This is a genomic window from Mycobacterium sp. ACS4331 (assembly GCF_001667265.1).
Taxonomy (GTDB): domain Bacteria; phylum Actinomycetota; class Actinomycetes; order Mycobacteriales; family Mycobacteriaceae; genus Mycobacterium.
This window is the reverse complement of record NZ_LZHW01000087.1, coordinates 1-19,375: the sequence shown is the minus strand read 5'-3', so window position 1 is coordinate 19,375 and position 19,375 is coordinate 1. Positions and strand designations below refer to the sequence as shown.

Sequence of the window (19,375 nt, the reverse complement as noted above, 5' to 3'; positions counted from 1 at the left end):
CCGCTCGACGGGGCGATCCAGAACGTGCGTCAAGTAGCGCGTTGATCGACACCTCTGAACCGTGTCGAACCCGCCCGGGACGCGAGAACCTGGTTCCCCAGCGACGATGACCCTCCATGTCAGGCGGCGCTCTTCGGCGCCAGCTCATCGCACAGCTGGCCGGCGAGGTCGCGGACGGTCGTCGTCATGTCCTTGGGACTGATGCGGATTCCGGTCTCTCCCTCGATGCGGGTGCGGAGTTCGAGGGCGCCCAATGAGTCCATGCCGTACTCGGCCAGCGGACGATCGGGATCCACACTTCGTCGCAGGATCAGGCTGACGTGGTCGGAGATCAAGCGCCGCAACCTGATCGGCCACTCCTCCGGGGGAAGCTCCTCCAGCTCGGCACGGAGTTTGGCCGTTCCCGCGCCGCTCTGGCCTGTTGAGCGGAACGCCTCGGCGAACGGGCTGTGCGCCGCGAAGGCGTCCAACCAGGGAGCGTTCATGATGGGGGCATAGCCGGTGTAGGCCCGGTCGAAACGCAGCAGTGTGTCGAACGCGTAGGCACCCTCGTCCGGGGTGATCGCCGTACCGGTGCTGTCGGCGAGCGCGGTACCGGCACCGATCTGACTCCAGGCGCCCCAGGCGATCGCGGTGGCCGGAAGTCCCTGCTCTCGACGCCACAGCGTGAACGCGTCCAGCCAACTGTTGGCCGCGGCGTATGCACCCTGACCGGGTGAACCCACCAGGGCCGCCGCCGAGGAGAACGAGCAGAACCAGTCCAGCGGCTGGTCCGACGTGGCGGTGTGCAGGTTCCATGCGCCCTGCACCTTCGCCCCCCAATCGCGTTCGAGAAGTTCGTCGGTGATGTTGGGCAGGGTGGCGTCCTCGATCACCGCCGCGGCGTGCAGCACGCCGCGCAACGGCAGTCCGGTTGCGGTGGCCGTCGCGACCAGGCGTTCGGCAGTGCCGGGTTCGACGATGTCGGCGGACTCCACCACGATGTCGGCGCCGGCGGCCCGCAGGCGATCGATGGTCTCGCTCGCCTCCGGGGTGGGCGCAGAGCGGGAGGTCAGCACGATCCGGCCGCATCCGCTCTCGGCCATCCGCTGGGCCAGGAACAGCCCCAGTCCGCCGAGACCGCCCGTGACGAGGTAGGAACCGTCGGGGCGGAAAGCAGGAACCTGATCGGGTGGCACCACCACATGTGTTGTGCCCGTGCGAGGAATGTCGAGGACGAGTTTTCCGGTGTGCCGCGCGCCGCTCATCACTCGGATCGCGTTCGCCGCATCGTCGAGCGGGTAGTGCGTGCACTCCGGCATGGGCAGCATGCCGTCGGCGGTGCGCTGGTAGACGGTCGTGAGCAGTTCGCGGATTCGGCGGGGGTGGCTCACCGACATCAGGGCCAGGTCCACACCGTAGAACGACAGGTTGCGGCGGAAGGGGAAGAGGCCGAGGCGGGTGTCGCCGTAGATGTCTCGTTTGCCGATCTCCACAAACCGTCCACCGAACGCGAGCAGTTCCAGACCGGCGCGCTGCGCCGCCCCGGGCACCGAGTTGAGCACGATGTCCACCCCGTACCCGTCGGTGTCGTGGCGGATCTGATCAGCGAAGTCGAGACTCCGGGAGTCGTAGACATGCTCAATGCCCATGTCCCGCAGCACCTGTCGGCGCTTGTTGTTGCCCGCTGTCGCGAAGATCTCTGCACCGGCGGCCCGGGCGATGGCGATCGCCGCCTGGCCGACGCCGCCGGTACCCGAGTGGATCAACACCTTGTCACCGGGCTGAATCCGAGCCATGTCGTTGAGCCCGTGCCATGCGGTGGCGGTGGCGATGGTCAGCGCCGCGGCCTCGGCGTAGTCCAGCCCGTCCGGCAGGGTGGCCGCCAGGTCGGCCTCACAGGTGATGAACGTGCCCCAACTGCCGTCGGCGGTCAGGCCTCCGACACGATCGCCGACGCTGTGCTCAGTCACGCCCGGCCCGACGGCTGTGACCACACCGGCGAAATCGATCCCCAGCTGCGGTAGCCGGCCGTCGAACGCCGGGTAGCGACCGAAGGCCACCAGGACGTCGGCGAAGTTGATGCTGGACGCGTGGACGGCCACCTCGATCTGCCCCTCGGCCGGGGCCACCCGTTGGCGGGCCAGATACTCCATCGACTCCAGGTCGCCGGGAGTTCGGACGTGCAGGCGCATGCCCGCGGTGTCGTTGTCGATGGTCGCTGTTCGGCGCTCCTCGGCGCCCAACGGCGTCGGCGTCAGTCGTGCGACGTAGAACTGGCCGTCACGCCACGCGGTCTCGTCTTCGTCTGACGCTGTGAGCAGCTGCGGCACGAGCGCCTCACCGCCGGTGTCGTCATCCAGATCGATCTGGGTGGCACGGAGATGCGGGTGCTCGATCGCGATCACCCGCATCAGACCCCGCAGTCCCGCCTGGTCCAGATTCAGGCGATCATCGGGCAGCACCGCCTGCGCGGACCGGGTCACGACGTAGAGACGGGGTGGTTCGCCAGGACTCTCCGGCAGTTCGCGGGCGATGCGCACCAGGTGCTGCACGTAATCGCGCCCCAACAGCGGGGACCGGTCTGCGCTGTGGCCGTTCTGCGGTCCGGTGAGGATCACCACGCCGTTCAGACCCCCGGACCGCAGGTGGTCCTGGAGTTCCTGGGCGAGCGGCTCCGCGTCGCTGTGATGCGGCCAGCACATCGTCGCGCAGTGCGCGCCATGGGACTTGAGCGCGTCGGTCAGTCCCGTGGCCACCACATCGGCCGTCGGGGTGGTTCTGATCAGCAGCCAACTCCCGCCGTCGGCGTACTCGACATCGGACAGCTCGCGGCGGCGCCACTCGATGGTCAGCAGCCGCTCGGCCAGGACCCGGTCCCGCTGGGCGGCCTCGGAGACCCCAGTGCCCAGTCTCAATCCCTGCACCGTCAGCAGGACCGTGCCGTGCTCGTCGAGCAGGTCGATGTCGGCCTCGACTCCGGCGGAGTCGGCCTTGGTGACCCGCGTATGGCAGTACTGCACGTTGCGGGTGGGGCCGTAGGCCCGCAGCCGAGCGATGCCCAGGGGCAGACCGAGCGCACCGTCGCCCAGCGCTCGGACCCTGGGATGCGATTCGACCGATTGGAAGCAGGCGTCCAGAAGGGCCGGATGCACCTGGTAGGCGTCCTGCTGTGAGCGGATCTGACGCGGAAGTGCAACCTCGGCGAGCACGGAGTCCGCAGCCTCGTCACCGGTGTACACCGCCCCCAGGCCGGCGAACGCCGGACCATAGTGAAGGCCGCGTTGGTCCATGCGGTTGCGCACGTCGTCGCCGTCGTCGCGGTTCTGGTGCGACGAGAGCAGCGCGGCCATGTCGTAGGATGGCGGCGTCTCATCCTTGGCCGCGTGAAGTGTGGCCGCGGCCTGCCGCGTCTGCTCGCCCTCCTGTGTGGTCTCGACGGTGAAGTCGGCGACGCCCGGCGCCGTCAGCGACGCCGAGGCACCGACCGTGGTCTGTTCGTCCAACAGCAGGGCGCGCTCGAAGTCGATGTTCCGAACCTCGACGACGTCGCCCAGGGTGGCTCGGGCGGCTGCCAGCGCCATCTCGCAGTAGGCGGCGCCGGGAAGCACCGCCACACCGCGCACCTGATGGTCTCCCAGCCACGGCTGTGCGACGGTGCCGACCTCGCCCTGCCACACGTGCCGTTCCGGCTCCTCCTGCAGACGCACGTGTTCGCCGAGCAGTGGATGGACCGAGACCGTGCACGCGCCGTGTGTCGGCGAGTCCTGGCCGCCGCCACTGAGCCAATGGTGGCGATGTGTCCAGGTCGGCAGCGGCGCGTCGACGAGCAGGCCGCTCGGGTGGAGCACCGAGAAGTCCACGGCGGCGCCCGCGGCATGAGTGTCCGCCACGAACGCCCGAAGTCCGTGCGGCAGCTGCTGTTCGCGGCGCATACCGGCCAGCGCCGCCAGTGGAACATCGACGTGCTGACCGGTCTGCTGCAGCGCGCGCACCAGCAGGGGGTGTGGGGACAGCTCGGCGAACACGCGGTGACCGTCCTCGAGGGCGGCCTGGACAGCGGTCGCGAAGCGCACCATGCGGCGGCAGTTGTCGGCCCAGTACCGGGCGTCGAACGACGGCTGTTCGCGAGGCTCGAACAGCGTTGCGGAATAGAAGGGGATGTCGGGAGTCCGCGGCGTGAGGTCTTTGAGTGCCTCGGTCAGTTCGCCGAGGATCGGATCGACCTGTGGGGAATGGAACGCGACGTCGGTGGGCACCACCCGCGCCATCACGTCGCGTTGTTCCCACTCGGCGACGAGGTCGTGGACCGTCTGTGCTGCACCGGCGACCACCGTGGACTGCGGGGAGGCCACCACGGCGACGACGACATCCTTGACACCGCGCGCCATCAGTTCCGAGAGCACCTGTTGGGCGGGAAGTTCCACCGACGCGGTGGCCCCGGTGCCGGCGACCTTGCCCATCAGACGGGAGCGACGGCAGACCACCCGGGCGCCGTCCTCCAGCGACAGCGCACCGGACACGACGGCCGCGGCCGCCTCACCGAGCGAGTGCCCGATCACCGCGGCGGGCCGGACTCCATGGGACCGCAGGGTGGCGGCCATGGCGACCTGCATCGTGAACAGGGTGGGCTGCACCCTGTCCTGGCCCGTCACAGTGCTCGATGACGTGATGGCGTCGGTGACCGAGAAGCCCGACTCCTCGGCGATCACCGGCTCGGCCGCAGCGACGGTTGCCGCGAACACCGGTTCCGTCGCCAACAGCTGGGTGCCCATACCCGCCCACTGCGAGCCCTGCCCGGAGAACACCCAGACGGGGCCGCGGTCGTCGTGCCCGACGGCGGGCTGATACGGCGTGTCTCCGTCGGCCACCTCGCGCAGGGCCGCGGTCAGCTCGGCGTGGGTGCTCGCGATGACCGAGGTGCGCACGGGACGGTGTGCTCGCCGCCGGGTCAGCGTGTAGGCCAGATCCGGCAGCGACACGTCCTCGTTCGTGTCCAGCCAGTCCGCCAATCGCCCCGCCGTTCGGCGAAGTTCATCGGGTGACGATGAGGACAGTGGAAACAGCAGGGGCCCTGAGGGTTCCGCATCCCCGGACATCGTCGACGGAGTGGCGGTCTCCGGAGCCTGCTCCAGGATCGCGTGGACGTTGGTTCCCGACACCCCGTATGCCGACACCGCCGCGCGCCGCGCCACGCCACCGTTCGTCGGCCACGGGACGCTCTCCTGCGGAACGAACAGCTTGGTGTCGATCTGCGCCATCTGGTCGGGCAGACGGTTGAAGTGCAGATTCTGCGGTACGACGCCGTGCTGCAGGGCGAGCACGGCCTTCATGAGGCCGAGCGCCCCCGAGGCCGACTGGGTGTGCCCGAAGTTGGTTTTCGAGGATGCCAGCGCGCAGGGTCCGTCAACGCCGTAAACCTCTGCCAGGCTGGCGTATTCGATCGGATCACCCGTGGGTGTGCCGGTGCCGTGGGCCTCCACCATGCCGACACTTCGCGGATCCACCTCCGCCGAGGCCAGGGCGTCGCGATAGGCCGCCACCTGTGCGGACTGGGACGGCGTTGCGATGTTGACGGTCCGGCCATCCTGATTCGACGCCGTTCCGCGGATGACTGCCAGGATGCGGTCGTTGTCGCGCAACGCATCCGGCAACCGCTTGAGCATCACCACCGCACAGCCCTCGCCGGCCACGAATCCGTCCGCGTCGGCGTCGAACGCATGGCACCGACCGGTCGGGGAGAGCATTCCCTCCGCGGATCCGGCCGCCCATTTGCGGGGATCCAGTGCCAGCGCGACACCACCGGCCAGGGCCAGGTCGCTCTCCCGCTCGGACAGGCTGCGGCACGCGAGGTGGATGGCCGCCAGGCCCGAGGAGCACGCGGTGTCGACGGTGAGCGCGGGGCCGTGCAGCCCGAGGGCGTAGGCGATCCGCCCGGAGGCCAGGCTGAAACTGTTGGCGATGAAGCCGTAGGGCTTCTCCACGGCGCCGGCGTCGGCGGCCAGAAGTTGGTAGTCGTTGTGGGTCAGTCCCAGAAAGACACCGGTCTTGGAATCGACGAGCATGTCTCGATTCAGTCCGGCGTGTTCCATGGCCTCCCAGGAGGTCTCGAGCAGCAGGCGGTGCTGCGGATCGCTCACGGTCGCTTCGCGCTCGCCCATGCCGAAGAACTCGGAGTCGAAGCCCGCCACGTCATCGAGGAATGCGCCCCACTTCGAGACGGACCGACCCGGCACACCCGGTTCGGGATCGTAGAAGTCGTCGGCGTCCCACCGGTCGGGCGGGATCTCGGTGACCAGGTCGTCCCCCCGAACCAGTGCCTCCCACAGTCGTTCTGGGGAGTCGATCCCGCCGGGAAGGCGGCAGGCCATTCCGATGACAGCTACCGCTGTCGCGGGCACCGTGCTGGTTCTGTTCGGTGGAACGGATGAATTCTGCGTTGACAGCGAATCCTGCCCACTTTCGATGGAAACCATGTCCTCCCCTTAAACGCAGCGACGCGGCAACGTCAGCTAAGTTCGCTCCCCTTTAGCCCGTGACGACGACTGAAATCCGCGGAGGTGTCGAGCGACATTTCCGTCCGCGGATCTCGGTGTGCGTCAGCAGGCTGACCCTTTCGTCACGGTAATTGCGGTGGGCCCGGTTGTCCCGGCTTCCGGCTAATCCGGATCGGCGCGGGTGGGCCCACTCGTGATTTGCTCACGAATCCCGGACCGCCAGGCGCGGCCGCCGCGAGGTCGCCGAGTCGCGTCGGAGCAGCCTGGGAACACCTGCTGGTCACAGGTGGTCCACAGGGTGGCCGTCCGGCGTCCCCGCGTCGCGGGTTGGTTTCAAGATCACATGGCCTGGTTGCGGATTCAACATTCGCGGTGGCCGAGGACGGGTGGTTGACCGGCATGCTCGGCGTTACTCATCGGCGGACGGACTCCACGCCGGTGAGCCCTGGACGGGCGCCTCTGGGCCGCCCCTTCGGGGGTTCCTGCGGTGTGCTCGCGGCACCGGGCCGGCAAACCATCCTCAAGCCCGTTCGGCGGCAGACGGTGGGGATGTCTGGACACGCGCAGCCGTCAGCAATGCGGCGTGCGTTGAGGTGTGGGCGGAGTGTGCGCACACAGATCCGCGGTCGGTATCATCTGTCGCGCTGTCTGTAATCGGTTGAGTTGTCGAACGGAAGCACATGACTGCACACGTTGAACAGCGGGAATTCCAAGCCGAGGCGCGTCAACTGCTGGACCTGATGGTCCACTCGGTGTACTCCGACAAGGACTCCTTTCTCCGTGAGCTGATCTCGAACGCCTCCGATGCGCTCGACAAGCTCCGGCTCGAGTCGCTGCGGAACAAGGACCTGGACGTCGACACCTCCGACCTGCACATCGAGTTGGTGCCGGACAAGGACGCCCGCACCCTGAGCGTCCGGGACAACGGGATCGGGATGTCCCGCGACGACGTGGTGGACCTGATCGGCACCCTGGCCAAATCGGGTACCGCCGAGTTGCGGCAGCGGTTGCGCGACGCCAAGCAGGGCTCGGACTCCGAAGAGCTCATCGGCCAGTTCGGCGTGGGGTTCTACTCGACGTTCATGGTGGCCGACAGGGTCGAACTCCTCACCCGCAAGGCCGGTGAGAGCGAGGCGACGCGGTGGGTGTCCACGGGCGACGGCACATACACCGTGGAGGCCGTCGACGACGCCCCGCAGGGCACCTCGGTCACGTTGCACCTCAAACCCGAGGATGCCGAAGACGAACTGCACGACTACACCTCGGAGTGGAAGCTTCGAGAACTGGTGAAGAAGTACTCGGACTTCATCGCGTGGCCCATCCGGATGCAGGTCGAGCGCCGCACGCCGCCCGCTGAAGAGGGCGGCGAGGAGACCGTCACCGTCGAGACGCAGACCCTGAACTCGATGAAGGCTCTGTGGGCCAAGTCCAAGGACGAGGTCACCGAGGACGAGTACAAGGAGTTCTACAAGCACATCGCCCACGCGTGGGACGACCCCCTCGAAGTCATCTCGATGAAGGCCGAGGGCACCTTCGAGTACCAGGCGCTGCTGTTCATTCCGTCCCACGCGCCGTTCGATCTGTTCACCAGGGACGCCAGCACCGGGGTGCAGCTGTACGTCAAGCGGGTGTTCGTCACGGCGGACTGCGACCAGCTCGTCCCCCGATATCTGCGGTTCGTCAAGGGTGTGGTCGATGCAGAGGACGTGTCCCTCAACGTCTCCCGCGAGATCCTGCAGCAGAATCGACAGCTCACCGCGATCCGTCGCCGCCTGACCAAGAAGGTGCTGTCGACGATCAAAACCCTGCAGTCAGAGCGGCCCCAGGACTACCGCACGTTCTGGACCCAGTTCGGCGCGGCCCTCAAAGAGGGGCTGATGTCCGACGTCGACAACCAGGACACCCTGCTGCAGATCGCGTCGTTCGCATCGACGCACAGCGAGGACGAACTCACGACTCTGGCCGACTATGTCGGCCGCATGGCCGAAGGTCAGGAGCAGATCTTCTACGCCACGGGGCAGTCGCGTGAGCAGCTCCTCAAGTCGCCACATCTGGAGGCGTTCAAGGCCAAGGGCTATGAGGTCCTGCTGCTGACCGATCCGGTCGACGAGGTCTGGACGGGTTCGGTGACCGAGTTCGACGGGAAGCCGCTGCAGTCGGTCGCCAAGGGTGAGGTGGACCTCGACACCGAGGAGGAGAAGGCCGAACACGAGGCCGAGCGCGAGGAGCAGCAGAAGGACTTCGCCGATCTTCTGAACTGGCTCAAGGAGACCCTGACCGAGCACGTCAAGGACGTGCGACTGTCCACTCGCCTGACCGAGTCGCCGGCCTGCCTGATCACCGACAACTTCGGCATCACGCCCGCGCTCGCGCGCATGTACCGGGCGTCGGGGCAGGTGGTGCCCGTGGGGAAGCGCATCCTCGAGATCAACCCGAAGCATCCGCTCATCACGGGCCTGCAGCAGGCCTATGCGGGACGGTCGGAGGACGACTCAGCACTCGGTGAGACGGCAGAATTGATCTACGGCACAGCCCTTCTCGCGGAGGGGGACGTGCCGGACGACCCGGCCAGGTTCGCCAGTCTGATCGCCGAGAGGCTGGCCCGAACGGTCTAGCCTGCCCTCGTCGCCGGTGGGGACGCCGCCGTGATGTCGTTTGTTTAGCTAGCAAACGTCATTTCGCTTTGCGGGTCCGCGTGCGGCGGTAGCGTGATCTGCGTGACTGAGACGTCGGTTCCGAACGTGCTGCGCGAACGGGCCAGCATGCAGCCCAATGACACGGCCTTCACGTACCTCGATTACGACAAGGACTGGAACGGGGTCGCGGAGCGTCTGACGTGGGCACAGCTGTATCGGCGCGTGCGTAACGTGGCCAATGAGCTGAGGCGACACGGGTCGATGGGAGACCGGGCGGTCATCCTGGCGCCGCAGGGGCTCGACTACATCGCGGCATTCCTGGGATCGCTGCATGCGGGACTGATCGCGGTTCCGCTCGCGGTCCCGCAGGGCGGTGTCAGTGACGAGCGGGTAAGTTCGGTGATGGCAGACGCGGCCCCGAAGATCGTCCTCACGACATCTGCCGTCGCAGGCCTCCTCGACGACTACGTGTCAGCCGACGTCCATGGTGAGGCGCGCGCGGTGATCGCGATCGACGCCCTGGATCTCGACGCCCAACCCGGGCCCGGTTCGTCGTCGGAGGATCTGCCGGAGATCGCGTATCTGCAGTACACGTCGGGATCGACCCGCACGCCCGCCGGGGTCGTGATGTCGCACGCCAACATCCTCGCCAATTTCGAACAGTGGACGGATTATTTCGTCGACTACGGGAGGGTTCTGCCGGCAGACGCCGCCATCGTCTCGTGGCTGCCGTTCTACCACGACATGGGACTGTATCTGGGAGTCTGTGCGCCCATTCTGACCGGAGTGCCCGCGGTGCTCACCAGTCCGGTGGCGTTCCTCCAGCGTCCGGCGCGGTGGGTGCAGATGTTGGCCAGCAACGGCAAGACATTCACGGCGGCACCGAATTTCGCGTTTGAGTTGGCCGTACGGAAGACCTCGGATGAGGATATGGCGGGGTTGGACCTGTCAGAGGTGTTCGCCATCGTGACCGGCAGTGAGAGGGTGAATCCGGCAACCCTGCAGCGCTTCACCCAGCGGTTCGCCCAGTTCAACCTGCCCGACAACGCGATCCGGCCGTCCTACGGCCTCGCCGAGGCCACCGTCTACGTGGCGACCCGGGTCCCGGCCGAACCGCCTGTCATCGTCCGGTTCGACGCCGACAAGCTGAGCGCCGGAACGGCAGAGCGCTCCGAAAGTCGCAGCGGCACACCGTTGGTCAGCTATGGGATGCCGCAGTCGCCCATCATTCGCATTGTCGATCCGGACACGCGCCACGAATGTCCGGCGGGAATGGTCGGTGAGATCTGGGTGCATGGTGACAACGTCGCGCACGGCTACTGGCAGAAACCGGACGAGACCGCGGCCACGTTCGGGGCCGAGATCATCGGTCCGACGCCCGGCACCCCGCCCGATTCCTGGTTGCGCACGGGTGATTCCGGTTTCGTCTTCGACGGTGAGCTGTTCATCATCGGCCGAATCAAGGATCTGTTGATCGTGTACGGGCGCAACCATTCACCCGACGACCTGGAGGCCACCATCCAGGAGGTCACCCATGGACGGTGCGTGGCGATCGCCGTCCCGGACAGTCAGACTGAGAAGCTCGTGGTGATCGCCGAAGTCAGGGATCGGGGAGAGTCGCAGGAGGCCGCGGAGAAGCTCGCCGCGGTGAAGCGCGAGGTCACGTCGGCGATCTCCAACTCGCACGGTCTGGCCATCGCGGATCTCGTTCTCGTTCCGCCTGGTTCGATCCCGATCACCACCAGCGGCAAGGTCCGCCGCTCGTCCTGTGTCGAGCAGTACCGACAGCGTCAGTTCGCCCGCCTCGACGCCTGAGCGCCGCACCGGGCGGGTCTGCCCGCCGCTCTGCCCGCCGCGGCACCATGCCGGGCCTCGTCAGTGCGCCACGACCGGTTCGGCGTCAGGATCCGCCTGGACCGGGCCGGGCGGGAACAGGAGCCCGCAGACCACTGCGCCTGCCGCGAATATCGCTGCGCCCCAGAAGAACGTCGTGGTGTAGCTCGCCATCGCGGCGATCGCCTGGTTGGCAGGATTCGGCGCCCTGCCCTGCAGGTGGTCCGACGCCGCTGCCGCGGCGAGGGCGCTGAGCACCGCGGTGCCGATCGACCCGCCAATCTGTTGGAAGGTGCTGACGGCCGCTGAGGCGACCCCGGCATCGTCGGCCTGCACTCCGGACGTGGCGGCCGCCATCGCCGGGGCCATCACAAGGCCCAACCCGAGGCCGGTGATCACCAGGCCCGGCACCACGTGCGTCAGGTAGGAGCTGTCGAGGTCCAGCAGAGTGAACAACATCAGGCCGCCGGCCGCGAACAGCATGCCCGTGAACACCGAGAGCTTCGGTCCGACCAGCGCGGTCACCTTGGCCAGCGCGGTGGCCGTCACGGCCAGGGCGGCGATCATCGGCAGGAAGGCGAAACCGGTCTGCAGCGGGCTGAACTGCTTGATCGTCGACAGATAGAAGGTGAGGAACAGCAGCACCGCGAACATTCCCGCCCCGCAGACCGCCAGCGCGGCGTAGGCACCGCCCCTCGTTCGGTCGGCGAGGATCCGCAGTGGCAGAAGGGGATTGGCCACGTCGCGCTCGATGAGCAGGAAGATGCCGATCAGTGCGATGCCCAGCGTGATGCACGTCAGCGTGGTCATGCTGGTCCAGCCCTCAGCTTCGGCGTTGCCGAGGCCGTACACCAGCGCGACCAGCCCGCCGACGATGACCAGCGAACCGGGCAGGTCGATGCGCGTCCGCGTGGCGGGCCTGGTCACCGATGGGATGAGGACCATCGTGCCCACGACGGCCGCCAGCGCCAGCGGGGCATTCACGTACAGGCACCACCGCCAGGACAGGTATTCGGTCAGTGCGCCGCCGAGGATCAGGCCGATCGCGCCGCCACCTCCGGAGACGGCCCCGAAGACGCCGAAGGCCTTCGCGCGCTCGTCCTTCTCCGTGAAGGTCACGGTCAGAAGGGACAGTGCCGCCGGTGCCAGCATCGCTCCGAACACACCCTGCAGCGCGCGGGCAGTGACGAGCACCTCGAAGCTGCCTGCCGCGCCGCCGAGGGCAGAGGCCGACGCGAACCCGATCAAACCGATGAGGAACATCGGTTTGCGGCCGATCAGGTCGCCGAGACGGCCGCCCAGCAGCAGCAGTGAGCCGAAGGCCAGCGCGTACGCGGTGATGAGCCACTGCCTGGCGTCGTCGGAGAAGCCGAGATCCTGCTGGGCCGACGGAAGCGCGATGTTCACGATGGTGGCGTCCAGCACCACGACCAGCTGGGCCAGCGCGATGACGCCCAGAATCAGCCAGCGCGCGCCACCCCTGGAGGTGCGGCTCGAACTGCCCGCGGGCCTCCGATGTCGCCCGGTCTGGGGGGAGCGGGTCTCGGTGGGTGGCGTTCTCTGCAGTGTGGTCACGGAATCTCCAAACGGAAAAGTGTTTCCGTTTCAGGGTAGGCTATCCGGAAAATGGATTCCATTTCGACGAGTGGGGTGATGACGTGGCGTTGGGCACAGCGCGCAGCGCCGGGGACACACGCGCGGTTTCGTATCCTTACGGCGTGCCCCGCTCCGAATCCCGCGCTGAGCAGGACGGAAAGGCGCTCCGGCGGGACGCCGCCCGCAACCGGCAGCGCGTCCTGGAGGCGGCGAGCGAGGCGTTCGCCGAAGAGGGGCTGGATGTCGGCTACGACGTGATCGCGCGGCGTGCCGGCGTCGGCGTCGGGACGGTGTACCGCCGGTTTCCGGAGCGGGCCGAACTCGTCATCGCGTTGTTCGAGTCTCGGGTGGAGACGCTGGTCGCCCTTTCGGCCGAGGCCCTGGAGATGCCCGACGGGTGGAGTGGCCTGCGATGGTTTCTCGAGAAGTCCGTCGAGATGCAGGTCGACAATCGCGGACTGCAGGAGCTGGTCGCCGGTTCCGCATTCCGCGACGAGCGCCTGGTCCGGGTGCGCCGCCGGATCGAACCCGCAGTGAAGAGCCTGTTGGATCGTGCGAAACGCGAGCGCGCGGTCCGCGCCGACATCGAACCCCTGGACATCGGTGCGCTCATGATGGTGGTCAGCACCATGCACACCCCCGGTCAGCCCCACCTGTGGAGGCGCTACCTGGAATTGGTCCTCGACGCGTTGGCACCCCGCCCGGAGGGCGCAGCGCCGCTGCCGCTGCGTGCCCCCACCGAGGAGGAGATGGAAGACCTCGCGGTCAGCATGCGCAAGGCGTGACTGGCCGCCCGCGAATCATGCAGCGATCTGCGCACTTTCGAGCAGCGAGCGGATCTCGCCGGGAATCGGCACCGGCCTGCGCGTCGTGCGGTCGACGTAGACGTGCACCCAGTGGCCGACCGCCGCGACCGGGTGATCACCGGCGTCGATCTGATCGTGTGGGGTCTGGAACGCTGCGAGCCGGTAGGTGACGCTGCTGCGGCCCAGCCGCGTGACGGCCAACCCGACGGCCAGCGAGTCGGGGAACTTCAGCTCGGAGTAGTAGCGGCATCCGGACTCGGCCACGACCCCCAGCCACGGTGCTGTCACCGGATCGGTGCCCGTTGCGGTGTTGATCCACGCGTTGATGGCGGTGTCGAACATCTCGTAGTACACCGCGTTGTTGAGGTGACCGAACATGTCGTTGTCGGTCCACCGGGTCAGCACCGGCCAGCGCACCGGGAAATCACCGCTCCGCAGCGACCGTTCGTCGTTCGTCATGGCGTCGAGTGTGTCAGTCGGGGCAAGCTGGCCTCATGAAGATCCGTGGGGCCGTCCTCGAGCGGATCGGTCTGCCTCGTCCCTACGAAGTCTCCGAGCCCCTGGCGATCACCGAACTCGACCTTGCGCCGCCCGGACCCGACGAACTTCTGGTGCGGATCGAGGCGGCTGGGCTGTGCCACTCGGACCTCTCCGTGATCGACGGCAGCCGGGTGCGCCCGGTGCCGATGCTGCTGGGTCATGAGGCCGCCGGCGTCATCGAACGGGCCGGGCCCGACTGCGACCTCACCGTGGGCCAACGGGTGGTGTTGACGTTCCTGCCGCGTTGCGGACAGTGCGCGGGATGCGCGACCGGGGGCCAGGCCCCGTGCCTGCCCGGCAGCGCCGCCAACGGTGCCGGCACCCTGATGGGCGGCGACATCCGGCTGAGCCGCGACGGTGTGCCGGTCTTCCATCACCTCGGGGTCTCCGGCTTCGCCAGCCATGCCGTCGTGGACCGCCGCTCGGTGGTGCCCGTCGCCGCTGACGTCCCACCGGTGGTCGCATCCCTGCTGGGGTGCGCTGTCCTGACCGGCGGGGGAGCGGTGCTCAACGCGGGTCGGCCGGGACCCGGGCAGACCGTCGCGGTCGTGGGCCTCGGCGGCGTCGGGATGGCCGCGCTGATGACGGCACTGGCCCAGGACGGCGTCCATGTCGTCGGCGTCGACCCCCTGGCGGACAAACGTCAGCGCGCCCGCGACATGGGCGTCCCCGACGCCTACACACCCGAGGAGGCGACCGATCGCGGACTGAAGGCCGACGTCGTCATCGAAGCCGTGGGGCACCCCGTCGCGTTGGACACCGCGATCGCGCTGACGGCGCCCGGCGGCCGCACGATCACCGTCGGTCTACCGCGGCCCGATGCTCAGATCAGCCTGTCACCGCTGAGCCTGGTCGCCGAGGGCCGCGCGCTGATCGGCAGCTATCTGGGATCGTCGGTGCCCGCCCGAGACATCCCCCGCTTCGTGGAACTGTGGCGCGCCGGACGACTTCCGGTGGAGTCGCTGGTGTCATCGACAATCACGCTCGAACAGATCAACGCCGGTATGGAGGCGTTGGCCGACGGAAAGGCCGTGCGGCAGGTCATCGAGTTCCCTTAGCCACACTTCCGGGCGCCTGAGCAGCCGCGATTACCGCTGCGGCGTCTTCGGCCAATACAGTCGATGCTGCTATGACCGATACCGCTCCAGGCGTGTCCGCAGTGGCCGCCGGGCCCCACGCCGACCGAATCTCCGCAGAAGCGCGCCGTCGCCGTACGTTCGCCGTGATCAGCCACCCCGACGCGGGCAAGTCCACGCTGACCGAGGCCCTGGTCCTGCACGCGAAGGCCATCACCGAGGCCGGGGCCATCCACGGCAAGGCCGGGCGCCGCGCGACGGTGTCGGACTGGATGGAGATGGAGAAGGCGCGCGGCATCTCCATCACCTCGACCGCCATGCAGTTCCCGTACCAGACCAACAGCGGTGAGACCTGCATCGTCAACCTGCTCGACACCCCCGGCCACGCCGACTTCTCCGAGGACACCTACCGCGTGTTGACCGCGGTCGATTCCGCGGTCATGCTCATCGACGCCGCAAAGGGACTGGAACCGCAGACCCTCAAGCTGTTCGAAGTGTGCCGTCTGCGCCGGATTCCGATCATCACCGTCGTCAACAAATGGGATCGCCCCGGTCGCCACGCGCTGGAACTGATGGACGAGATCCAGGCGCGCATCGGGCTGCGGCCCACGCCGCTGACCTGGCCCGTCGGCATCGCCGGCGACTTCAAGGGGGTTCTCGACCGGCGCGTCGGGAACTTCATCCGGTTCACCCGCACCGCGGGCGGCGCGACGGCCGCACCCGAGGAGCACATCGACGCCTCACGGGCGCACGACGCCGCGGGCATCGACTGGGACACCGCCGTGGAGGAGTCCGAACTGCTCAGCGCCGACGGCGCCGACTTCGACGCGGAGACGTTCCTGGCCTGCACCTCCACTCCGGTCCTGTTCACCTCCGCAGCGCTGAACTTCGGCGTCAATCAGTTGCTGGACGTGCTGGCCCAGCTTGCGCCGTCGCCGAACGGACAGGTCGACGTCGAGGGCAACCGGCGCGAGGCGTCCGCGCCGTTCAGCGCGTTCGTGTTCAAAGTGCAGGCCGGCATGGACTCCAACCACCGCGACCGGATCGCCTACGCCCGGGTGTGCTCGGGCACATTCGAACGCGGCGAGGTCCTCACCCATGCCGCCACCGGGAAGCCGTTCGTCACCAAGTACGCCCAGTCGGTGTTCGGCCAGCAGCGTTCGACACTCGACACGGCCTGGCCCGGTGATGTCATCGGTCTGGCCAACGCGGCCGCGCTGCGTCCGGGGGACACGCTCTACCGCGACATTCCCGTGCAGTACCCGCCCATCCCGAGTTTCTCGCCCGAGCACTTCGCCGTGGCGCGGGGCACCGACCCCAGCAAGCACAAGCAGTTCCGCAAAGGCATCGAACAGCTTGAGCAGGAGGGTGTCGTACAGGTGCTGCGCTCGGATCGCCGCGGCGACCAGGCGCCGGTGTTCGCGGCCGTCGGACCCATGCAGTTCGAAGTGGCCAGCCATCGGATGGCCGCGGAACTGAGCGCACCGATTCAGTTGGAGCCGCTTCCGTACCAGGTGGCCCGCGCGGTCGTCGATCCCGCCGACGTGGACTTCCTGCAGCGACAGCCGTCCTGTGAGGTGTTCACTCGGACCGATGGCGTCATCCTCGCGGTGTTTTCGACGAAGTGGCGCCTCGAGGGGTTCCAGCGCGATCATCCCAAGGTGCAGCTGGAATCGCTGGTCGCAGCCGGCGACGATTGACGCCTTTGATCGGTTACCGTCGCTGAATGAGCGATACGGCTCGCGCCCAGGCCCCGACGCACGCCCCGACGAGCACGCGCCGTGCGGTGCTCAACACGATGAAGGGCTCGGCGGGCAACCTCGTCGAGTGGTACGACGTGTACGTCTACACCGTCTTCGCCAGCTACTTCGAGGCGCAGTTCTTCGACAAGGCCGACACCAACTCGACGGTCTACATCTATGCGATCTTCGCGGTGACGTTCATCATGCGCCCCGTCGGCTCCTGGTTCTTCGGGCGTTTCGCCGACCGCCGGGGCCGCAAGTCCGCGCTGATGGTGTCGATCACCGTCATGTCGATGTGCTCGTTCATCGTGGCGATCATGCCCACCCGCGACACCATCGGGTGGTGGGCCGCGGTGATTCTCGTGATCGCCCGTCTCGTACAGGGTTTCGCGACCGGCGGGGAGTACGGTACGTCCGCGACGTACATGTCGGAGGCGGCGACGGCGAACCGGCGTGGGTTTCTCTCGTCGTTCCAGTACGTCACCCTCGTCGGCGGCCATGTGCTCGCGCAGCTCACGCTGTTGATCGCCCTGCATTTCCTCGATGACGATGCGCTGCACGAGTGGGGGTGGCGGATCGGGTTCTTCATCGGCGGCATCGCGGCCCTCGTTGTGCTGTGGATTCGCCGGTCGATGGACGAGTCGCTGAGCGAATCGCACCTCGAGGCCATTCGGTCCGGTGCGGACCGCAACGCCGGATCGCTGAAGGCGCTCTTCGGAATCCATTGGCGGCCACTGCTTCTGGTCTTCCTCATCACCGCCGGCGGTACGGTCGCGTTCTACACCTACAGCGTCAACGCGCCGGCCATCGTGAAGTCGACCTTCGGTTCCGGCGGGGCGATGACGGCGACATGGGTCAACCTGACGGGCCTGATCTTCCTGATGCTCCTGCAACCGGTCGGTGGCCTGCTCAGTGACCGGGTGGGCCGAAAGACGCTACTGGTGTTCTTCGGTGTCGGCGGCGTGCTCTACACCTACGTCCTGCTCACCTATCTGCCCCAGACCACGTCAGCGTTCACGGCGTTGGCGCTGCTGGCCGTGGGCTACATCATCCTCACCGGCTACACCTCGGTCAACGCGATCGTGAAGGCCGAGCTGTTCCCCGCCGAAATCCGGGCGCTGGGAGTGGGATTGGGCTACGCGCTGGCCAACTCGGTGTTCGGCGGCACCGCTCCGATGCTGTATCAGGCGTCCAAGCCCGACCACATCACGCTGTTCATCGTGTACGTCACCGTGGTGATCGGTGTGAGCCTGCTGGTCTACATCTTCGGGCTCAAGAACAAGGGCATCACGGTGCTTGACCGCGAACAGGGAAGTGCCTGGGTGCGTTGACGCGCCGCGCCTCAGGGCAGCACTGTGCTCGACCGCGACCAGGGCAGTGCCTGGGTGCGTTGACGCGCCCCGCTCAGGGCAGCACTGTGCTCGACCGCGACCAGGGCAGTGCCTGGGTGCGTTGACGCGCCGCGCTTCAGGGCAGCACGGTGCGCATCAGCATGACGTTGTACGCCGACCACAGGGACAGGTTGTAGTACAACTCCCTGCCGGTGGACCACGGGTGCAGGTACGGCGCGTAGATGCCGCCCGGGATCTGCGATGACGGCACCAGCAGCGTCTCGGGGCTCCAGGGACCCTGGGGTGCGGGCGCGGTCCGCATGACGACGTCGTTGAGGCCGTTGCCGTACAGCACGAGGTACTGCTTGAGGTGCGTGTTGTACTGGGCTGACATCTCGCCGACTGGGCCCGGGATCACGGGTGTGGCGGCCGCGGGATCACCGGGCACCCACGAATTGCTGCCGGCGTTCCAGTACTCGTAGCGCCGCAGGTCCGGGACGAAGTTCGGTGGTACGCGGGCGATGTACGCCGATCCGCCACGCCCGTTCGGCGTGCCGAACGAGTACAGATACGGGTCGCCGGGGCCCGGTTTGAGGAACGCGCCCATCTGGAAGTTCTCGTTGCCGCCGCCGGGCGCGCGGATCGTTCCCGGGTAGACACCCCAGTTCTCCCCGTTGTCCGAGGACACCGCGATGGCCGAGAAGTTCGTCGACCACGAACCGGGGCTGTCCCAGTTCCGGATCGACATGAAGTTCATGTACTGATTTCTCCCGACCGCGATGCCCGCGGTCGGGATGATGCCGGTCTCCTGCGGGGCGCGACCGATGGTGTTGACGATCTGTTTGGAGATGCCGGGGCGCCACACCGGCGAACCGGAGTAGGGGTTGGCCACCACGCCGTCCGGAACGGCGACGGTCTTGGCGAGCGCGCCGTCCTGGCTGCGGAACAGCACGTTGTACCGCCACTGCTTACCGGGGATGCCGCAGTAACCGTTGGTGTCACCGAAGGCCATCAGCACCTGACGGTTGGCGGGATCGCCGTTGTCCCACATGATTCCGAGGTCAGTGCCGGTGATCGCGAACCGCTTGATGGTCTCGTTGGGACTGTCCGGACCCGTCACCCAGCCGACGATCGACGTGCCAGGGGGTGCGGCGGGCGCCGCAGCCGCTGCGGGTGCGGGTGCGGGTTGAACCGGGGCGGGCGCTGGGACGGGTTGGGGCGCCGGGGGGGGGGGGGGGGGGGGGGGGGGGCCCCCCCCCCCCGGGGGGGGCCCCCCCGGGCGGGGGGGGGGTGGGCGGGGGGGGGGGGGTTTTAAAAAAAAAAACCGCCCCCCCCCCCA

The 19,375-nt window shown here is 67.7% G+C and carries 10 protein-coding genes; 6 read left to right on the top strand and 4 right to left on the bottom strand.

Features of this window, described 5'->3' with window-relative positions; genetic code table 11:
* Positions 1–119 precede the first annotated feature (119 nt).
* Positions 120–6,455: a sulfolipid-1 biosynthesis phthioceranic/hydroxyphthioceranic acid synthase gene (pks2, locus tag A5727_RS19950; protein ID WP_082949917.1), complete on the bottom strand. Its 6,336-nt coding sequence runs from the start codon at positions 6,453–6,455 to the stop codon at positions 120–122.
* Between the two features lie 701 nt (positions 6,456–7,156).
* Between pks2 and htpG the strand changes: the two genes are divergently transcribed.
* Positions 7,157–9,091, top strand: a complete 1,935-nt coding sequence (gene htpG / locus A5727_RS19945; RefSeq protein ID WP_068253778.1) for a molecular chaperone HtpG — start codon at positions 7,157–7,159, stop codon at positions 9,089–9,091.
* A gap of 102 nt (positions 9,092–9,193) precedes the next feature.
* Positions 9,194–10,927, top strand: a complete 1,734-nt coding sequence (locus A5727_RS19940) for an AMP-binding protein (RefSeq protein WP_068254330.1) — start codon at positions 9,194–9,196, stop codon at positions 10,925–10,927.
* A 60-nt stretch (positions 10,928–10,987) separates the two neighbouring features.
* On the opposite strand, the gene A5727_RS19935 is transcribed toward A5727_RS19940, so the two are convergent.
* Positions 10,988–12,520: an MFS transporter gene (locus tag A5727_RS19935; protein ID WP_068253775.1), complete on the bottom strand. Its 1,533-nt coding sequence runs from the start codon at positions 12,518–12,520 to the stop codon at positions 10,988–10,990.
* 143 nt (positions 12,521–12,663) lie between these two features.
* Here A5727_RS19935 and A5727_RS27605 point away from each other — a divergent pair, with 143 nt between their 5' ends.
* Positions 12,664–13,326, top strand: a complete 663-nt coding sequence (locus A5727_RS27605) for a TetR/AcrR family transcriptional regulator (protein ID WP_068253772.1) — start codon at positions 12,664–12,666, stop codon at positions 13,324–13,326.
* A 15-nt stretch (positions 13,327–13,341) separates the two neighbouring features.
* Here A5727_RS27605 and A5727_RS19925 read toward each other — a convergent pair whose 3' ends face one another.
* Complete coding sequence (locus A5727_RS19925; protein ID WP_068253769.1) at positions 13,342–13,806, bottom strand: acyl-CoA thioesterase; 465 nt, start codon at positions 13,804–13,806, stop codon at positions 13,342–13,344.
* A gap of 35 nt (positions 13,807–13,841) precedes the next feature.
* Between A5727_RS19925 and A5727_RS19920 the strand changes: the two genes are divergently transcribed.
* The 3 genes from A5727_RS19920 (at position 13,842) to A5727_RS19910 (ending at position 18,036) form a co-directional block, all read left to right on the top strand.
* Positions 13,842–14,945, top strand: coding sequence for an alcohol dehydrogenase catalytic domain-containing protein (locus A5727_RS19920; protein ID WP_068253765.1), 1,104 nt, complete (start codon positions 13,842–13,844; stop codon positions 14,943–14,945).
* Positions 14,946–15,016: 71 nt separating this feature from the next.
* A complete protein-coding gene (locus A5727_RS19915) occupies positions 15,017–16,663 on the top strand; it encodes a peptide chain release factor 3 (RefSeq protein ID WP_068253762.1) in 1,647 nt (548 codons plus the stop codon).
* A 26-nt stretch (positions 16,664–16,689) separates the two neighbouring features.
* Positions 16,690–18,036, top strand: coding sequence for an MFS transporter (locus A5727_RS19910; RefSeq protein ID WP_068253759.1), 1,347 nt, complete (start codon positions 16,690–16,692; stop codon positions 18,034–18,036).
* A gap of 136 nt (positions 18,037–18,172) precedes the next feature.
* On the opposite strand, the gene A5727_RS19905 is transcribed toward A5727_RS19910, so the two are convergent.
* On the bottom strand, positions 18,173–19,375 hold a 1,203-nt coding region (locus tag A5727_RS19905; RefSeq protein WP_197507709.1), incomplete at its 5' end, for a glycoside hydrolase family 183 protein.

What these genes read in the sequence shown, in the direction of transcription:
- pks2 (WP_082949917.1), bottom strand. Translation starts at nt 6,455, where the DNA reads ATGGTTTCCATCGAAAGTGGGCAGGATTCGCTGTCAACGCAGAATTCA.
- htpG (WP_068253778.1), top strand. Translation starts at nt 7,157, where the DNA reads ATGACTGCACACGTTGAACAGCGGGAATTCCAAGCCGAGGCGCGTCAA.
- A5727_RS19925 (WP_068253769.1), bottom strand. Translation starts at nt 13,806, where the DNA reads ATGACGAACGACGAACGGTCGCTGCGGAGCGGTGATTTCCCGGTGCGC.
- A5727_RS19920 (WP_068253765.1), top strand. Translation starts at nt 13,842, where the DNA reads ATGAAGATCCGTGGGGCCGTCCTCGAGCGGATCGGTCTGCCTCGTCCC.
- A5727_RS19915 (WP_068253762.1), top strand. Translation starts at nt 15,017, where the DNA reads ATGACCGATACCGCTCCAGGCGTGTCCGCAGTGGCCGCCGGGCCCCAC.
- A5727_RS19910 (WP_068253759.1), top strand. Translation starts at nt 16,690, where the DNA reads ATGAGCGATACGGCTCGCGCCCAGGCCCCGACGCACGCCCCGACGAGC.